Source organism: Cellulomonas rhizosphaerae, from assembly GCF_003470205.1.
GTDB classification, from domain to species: domain Bacteria; phylum Actinomycetota; class Actinomycetes; order Actinomycetales; family Cellulomonadaceae; genus Cellulomonas; species Cellulomonas rhizosphaerae.
This window is the reverse complement of the sequence record NZ_QWKP01000003.1, coordinates 1-757: the sequence shown is the minus strand read 5'-3', so window position 1 is coordinate 757 and position 757 is coordinate 1. Positions and strand designations below refer to the sequence as shown.

Annotated in this window: 1 protein-coding gene; it reads right to left on the bottom strand. The window is 67.5% G+C overall.

The window, feature by feature from the left end; translation table 11 throughout:
- Positions 1–42: 42 nt before the first annotated feature.
- On the bottom strand, positions 43–757 hold a 715-nt coding region (locus tag D1825_RS00035), incomplete at its 5' end, for an extracellular solute-binding protein (RefSeq protein ID WP_118765542.1).

The following is a 757-nucleotide window of genomic DNA, read 5'->3' as shown; positions in this document are numbered from 1 at the left end:
GGTCGGCTGACCGTGGTCAGCCGACCACCGACCGGGGTACGACTACTTGTTCAGCGCGTCGCTGATCAGCTGGTCCGCAGCCTTCGCGGACGCGGTGACGTCAGCACCCGTGGCGATCTTCTGGAAGAAGTCCTCCAGGATGCGGTCGCCCTCGACGGTGGCCCAGTTCTCGGCGGCCGGCGTGAGCTTGGCGCCCAGGGCAGCGGCGATCGCGGCCTTGGCGTAGACGTCGTCACCCATCGAGGTGGCGTACTCGGTGTTGCCCGGGATCAGGCCGTTCTTGCCGAGCTGGTTCTGGAAGTCGGCCGAGAAGATGATCTTGAGCAGGTTCTGGGCCAGCTCCTGGTGCTTCGACTTGGCGGGGATGCCCAGGTTGGAGCCGCCGGCGAAGGCGGTCGCGAACGAACCGGCCGTCTCGCCCGGCATCGCGAAGACGCCGGTGTGCTCCTCGTTGCACTTCTGCTGCTTGGCGCGCTTCGCGGTCGCGTCGTCCGACGTGTCGTCGGCCGCAACGCCCTCGTTGCACTTGGGCAGGTCGATGCTCCAGCGGGCCCAGGTCGGGGCCGAGAACATCGCGGCCTTGCCCTGGTTGAAGGGAACCCACGGCTCGTTCGAGTCGCTGTCGGCAGGCGCCTTGGTGGCCGTCTTGAACAGCTCCTGGACCTGCTCGAGGCCCTTGATCGACTCGGGCGACTCCAGCGCGCCCTTCCAGCTGTCGCCGTCCTGCGTGGCGAGCTCACCACCGTTGGTGTAGATC